Here is a 5,182-nt window from a genome sequence, read left to right as displayed (position 1 = left end):
GATGCATTGGCATTGTTAGGCGATGCATTGGCATTGTAAGCCGACACATTGGCATTGTAAGCCGACACATTGGCATTGCAGGGTATTGCCAAATTTAATTTGCTACGAATTAATGAAATGCTGTACTTAATGACATGATCAAAGCAGGTCATGTTTTTATGTTGTCATATGAAGATATTGGTGCTAAATGCCGGTTCGAGCAGCCAAAAGAGTTGTCTATATGAGATTGCAGATGAGGCTCTCCCCACCCAAGCACCCCAACCCCTTTGGGAAGGTAAAATCAACTGGACTCAAGATCGGGGTGTGGCAGAAATTGAGGTGAAAACTGCTACGGGTGCAACGCTGCAAGAATCAATTTCTGGTGATTCCCCACAGGCACACCTCACTTATATACTTCATACACTTAGTGATGGTGCTACCAAGGTAATTGATCAGTTGTCAGAAATCGATGTGGTGGGGCATCGGATAGTACATGGTGGAGAGGATTATCGAGATAGTGTGGTAATTACGGAGGATGTTAAAAAGGCGATCGCTCGTCTATCTAACCTAGCTCCAGCACATAATCCAGCCGCTTTGTCAGGTATAGAAGCAATTGAAAAAATTTTAAAAGATGTCACCCAGATAGCAGTATTTGATACCGGATTTCATGCTACTGTACCCGATGCAGCAGCAATCTATCCCGGCCCTTATGAGTGGGTAGAGCAAGGAATCCGTCGCTACGGGTTTCATGGTATCAGTCACCAATACTGTTCTCAACGTGCTGCCCAAATTCTCGACCGAGATGTTCCCCCTGAGCGGTTAATTACCTGTCATCTTGGTAATGGCTGCTCTTTGACGGCGATTAAAAACGGTCGCAGCATTGATACCACAATGGGATTCACGCCCTTAGAAGGATTAATGATGGGTAGTCGTTCTGGTTCAGTTGATCCAGGAATTCTGATTTATCTGTTGCGTTACTGCAATTACTCCGTCGAAAAGCTGGATCATATATTAAATAAAGCTTCTGGGTTAAAGGGAATTTCGGGTGTATCTAGCGATATGCGTGAGGTGAGAGAAGCCATCGCTCAAGGTAATTCCCGCGCTCAATTGGCGTGGGATATCTACGTACATCGCCTACGTTCTGGTATCGGTGCAATGATTACCAGTTTGGCTGGATTAGATGCCTTAGTGTTCACAGCAGGCGTAGGTGAACATTCCCCGGATATTCGCCAAGCCGCCTGTGAAGCCTTTGGTTTTTTGGGATTAAAAATAGACCTTGAAAAAAATCAACAGCAGCCTGTTGATGAGGATATTGCCACACCCGATTCAGCAGTAAGGGTATTAGTTATTCATACTCAAGAAGATTGGGCGATCGCTGGGCAATGTTGGCAGTTATTATATAAAGAATTATGAATACTCATAATGAGAGGAACCTACGTATGATAAATTTCCCAACTCGCGGCCCGATAAAACTTAAAATGTACTCTGCAAGTTTTGGAGTCATAAGGGACAAAAGCGGTAATAGTAAGGCATTAACTTTACTAAAGCTACTAGTAGCACCAGCAACAACACTAGGGATGAGACAAATCAGCGTCCATATCAACCCATTTATAAATTTAGAGTTGATAGAAGTACTCCTTTGAAGTTGATTAACAACTACATAACGGGTAATAGCAAATAATATAGTTAATCCTAACCAAGCAAATATTAATAGCATCCAATTTGCTAGATAGAGATTGTAAGCTACAAAACCAGCAGGAAACAGCGAAGCTAGTTCCCAAGCTAATAGATTTAATTTCGCCCGAAGACGGCTTAGTATTTGTTCAATAAGCCAATAATGCACATAAACAATATTTAAACACTCAGGATTTTGGATAAAATCACTCCTGATTTTGTGAATTATGTCGCCATAAAATAAGACGTTGCTTTGTAAAACAATATCTTTTTCTTCCCAAAAATCTAAAGCTGATGTATCTTTTTTATAATAAGAATTAAAAGTAAGCCCATACTGTAATATTGATTTATTTTGTAATGCTTTACTCCACAATAATCTAATAAAATTTACGATAAAAGTATTATCAAAAATTTGAAACTTTTTTTTATTAATTACTAATTTATTGTATTGTACAGTATTATTACTAAAGCAAATATTATCGCTAAAGCAGTTATAGTACCAAAGATAAGCTAGTAATTTTGGTGGAATATAGAGAGAGCAACCTATTTTTCGTGCTTGCTCAATTTGTTTTAAAACTGCATAATTTAGATAAAAAGTATACTGTGCTGGCTCAATCTTAATTTCAAGTTCAATAGGAGTGCCTTGAGGAATTTGCAGAAAGAAAGATAGTTGAACATCAGCTTGAGAATCTGTGTGTGTTTTATAAGCGTTCATTATCGGGATAATTTTGCAATATTTTGTACAATATTAATCAGAAAATCTAGTGTTCCACGCCACTGTTTTTCTCCAGCAACTATCCCTTCATTATGTATTTTTAGGATTAAATCTCTATCTCCCTCAGGTAATTCAAATACCTTTTTATGGTAACGGCTGATAATATCTCCATCTAACTGCATAACAGTTTGAGCATAAATAATATCAATATCTACACTGGTAATCTCACCACTATTAAGTGCAGCTTTAAGTTCAGACATTTTCCGCAGAGTACGAATAAATTTATCATTATTCAAAAGTTCTTCAATCTCTTGCCACCTTTGTCGCAAATTTTTTTGATTATTATCTTCTTCATCTGCAACAGGAGTTGGAGCAGGCAATATTGGTCGAGCTAATTTTATGTATTCCTCATCAGTTGGAACAATATTTGCTTTATGTTCCACCTGATATTTAAGACGTTGCTGATATTGTATGATCCTAGGGTCTGGCTCACTAGTATTATTACTTTGTTCAAGGAGAATGTAAAAATATTCTCTTTCAAGTTGTAAAAATAGACTTGTATAGCGTTCGCGTAGCTCTTGAGCTTGAGTTTTTTCTGGTTCTGGTAAATCGTCTGGATTTGGAATTCCTTTGACATTAAAGTAGTCTTTGTCATTTATGGAATAAATCTCTTCATACGCTTGCCAAGCATTAAACTTTGCGCCAGTAATTTGCTCCACAACCATCGTATTTATTTCTAAAGCTGTAATATCATCGACTAATCCATGTACAGATGAGACTAGTTTCTCTAGCAAATCTTTGGCTTGTTCTTGAATTTTATTAGACATAGTAACAACTTCCTTAATTTCTCTAAAGCAAATTTACCTACAGGTTTGGACAAGTTCATTCCCTGTAGGTATTGCAGGGCTATTTCGTTCTAAACATAAACCGCCCAGAACTAAAGTTCCGCGGCTCATAGCTTAAGTCCACTTTAGTGGACTAAAAGCCTTTCTTAGTCGTCTTTAGACGAATGAGTGCTATTAGCCTCAGAATAAATTCTGAGGCGGGCTAGATGAGAATGAAATAGCCCTGGTAGGTATTTTAGGGTGACTATTAATAAATATCAACTACTATAGACGGGATGGCGATTGTTGTGAAGTTTTACGAGATTTAATAATTTCTATAAAAAATCCATACAACTTCTGCAAACTTTCTATATTTTTTTGCATAATCTCCCGACTTTCTTTGATTTGACTTAGATGAAATTCTCGAAGTTCTGTATATGGGCCACTCCCAACAAATTGACTACCAACTTCATTATTTATATCACCATCAATTAGATTAATTACGGTGTACATTCGATTACCTGGTTGAGCAATTTGTTGACCTTGCGGTTGTTCTAACTGAGTAGAGGAGTCTGGAACCCAAGTGGTAATTTCTAGCTCGACAACTTCAACTATTGCTGTTTTAATAGCATCAATAACATCATCAATATTGAATCCTTCTCCCTTAGCATTCAACTTCTTAACTTTTATTTTAAATTTACTACTTGGTTTGCTAAGTTTACTATTATCTTCCCCATCTTCGATAGCTTGACCATTACTTTCCGTGTTTTCGTTAAGAATATTATTCACCATGACATTTTAGAGATTTCAGATTTAAATATAAATATAATATAATTTTAGGTTATGTCAAAACTTTCAAGGCTTTGACTAAAAAAAAGTAACTAAAGTCAAAACAACTTAATAATTTCAAAAAATTTTACTAAAAAAAGTTATGATTTCCTAAAGACAAGTTTCTTTTAGAAAAAGAATAACACCATTTTAGATTTTGAAGCCACTGCGTTGCAGTGAGTCCATCACTGCGGCAGGGCGAACGCATCTTAATTGCTAATAAAAATCGGAAAGGAAATTCAAATATCTAAAATAAAGCCAGTTAACTTAGATAAATAGTGAGCGTAAATCAAAGTAAAAACTCTGATATTAAAAACTTATAGTTTGCCGTGAGGATGTAATCTTAAATCAACAATTAGCAGTAAATGGGCAACATTAATTAGAGGACTGCAATCCCAAATATAAAAGTAGTTACAGCCTAATTCAATGCTTTGTAAAATCATATTTAAGCCAAAGAAAGTAATCTAGCTAAATATTGATTATCCATTGCAGCTAGAAATTGTTTATTTTTTACTCCTACCTTCACCTTTGACAATTACTTTACCATCAAGAGTCCGATTTCTTTCCTCACGAGCGCCCGCGATCGCCCTTCATGTCTTATCTAGTTTATCTGTACTACTATACTACTTCCTCTTCTTACCACTTCGTCAATATTTAGATGCGTTCGCCCTGGCTCAACAGCATCGTTAGCCTGCTGTACGCTACATTGTTTCAGAAGAACTTATAATCCTTAACATGACTGATTAAAAGTACGATCAGCTACGCTCTTGCGTTACGCCATCGCACTCAAGGCTGTGATTGTGGATGCGATCGCCTTCATTAAAATCAGAAGGCGATCGTTTCCTTAGAACAGCATGAAGTGCTTGATTTGGCGTTGATGCAGCCACATTTTCATGAACCGCAAGATGCGTTAAAAACGTTTCTATTTCGGTACTTCCCATGTATGAAGGATGGCGTTTATTATGAAAAAGGATATAGCGTCGAATCCAGTAAATGTAAGTCTTCTCTGTTTGGTAAGAATAGTGTTTAAGCCGAATAACATCTTGTACTTGTTCAAGCAGTTTCTTTGGGCGTTGTTCCATCGGTGTTATACAGAAAAATTCCGTTTAATACTCTAAATCAGGATGTTATACGGAAAAGTTCTTGATAACACCAAGGGATA

Annotated in this window: 6 protein-coding genes; 2 read left to right on the top strand and 4 right to left on the bottom strand. The window is 36.8% G+C overall.

The window, feature by feature from the left end:
- Positions 1-168: 168 nt before the first annotated feature.
- Positions 169-1,392 (top strand): acetate kinase, encoded by a 1,224-nt coding sequence (locus LC574_RS25690; RefSeq protein WP_229456366.1) that lies wholly within the window; start codon positions 169-171, stop codon positions 1,390-1,392.
- Between the two features lie 4 nt (positions 1,393-1,396).
- Here LC574_RS25690 and LC574_RS25685 read toward each other — a convergent pair whose 3' ends face one another.
- From LC574_RS25685 to LC574_RS25675, 3 genes are all read right to left on the bottom strand, one after another.
- Positions 1,397-2,368: a hypothetical protein gene (locus LC574_RS25685; protein ID WP_229456365.1), complete on the bottom strand. Its 972-nt coding sequence runs from the start codon at positions 2,366-2,368 to the stop codon at positions 1,397-1,399.
- Positions 2,368-3,195, bottom strand: a complete 828-nt coding sequence (locus LC574_RS25680; protein WP_229456364.1) for a hypothetical protein — start codon at positions 3,193-3,195, stop codon at positions 2,368-2,370. The genes LC574_RS25685 and LC574_RS25680 overlap by 1 nt, the downstream gene beginning before the upstream one ends.
- Before the next feature lie 282 nt (positions 3,196-3,477).
- Entirely contained in the window at positions 3,478-3,984 is a 507-nt protein-coding gene (locus LC574_RS25675) for a hypothetical protein (protein ID WP_229456363.1), read from the bottom strand.
- Positions 3,985-4,506: 522 nt separating this feature from the next.
- Here LC574_RS25675 and LC574_RS25670 point away from each other — a divergent pair.
- On the top strand, positions 4,507-4,710 hold the full coding sequence (locus LC574_RS25670) for a hypothetical protein (protein WP_229456362.1): 204 nt from the start codon (positions 4,507-4,509) through the stop codon (positions 4,708-4,710).
- Positions 4,711-4,775: 65 nt separating this feature from the next.
- Here the strand turns inward: LC574_RS25670 and LC574_RS25665 are convergent, their stop codons facing one another.
- Positions 4,776-5,102, bottom strand: coding sequence for a phage integrase N-terminal SAM-like domain-containing protein (locus tag LC574_RS25665; RefSeq protein ID WP_229456361.1), 327 nt, complete (start codon positions 5,100-5,102; stop codon positions 4,776-4,778).
- Positions 5,103-5,182: the final 80 nt, after the last annotated feature.

The sequence above is a fragment of the Nostoc sp. CHAB 5715 genome (genome assembly GCF_020829685.1).
In the GTDB taxonomy this organism is placed as follows: domain Bacteria; phylum Cyanobacteriota; class Cyanobacteriia; order Cyanobacteriales; family Nostocaceae; genus Nostoc.
The sequence above is the reverse complement of the archived record's forward strand: the minus strand, read 5'-3'. Positions and strand labels throughout refer to the sequence as shown.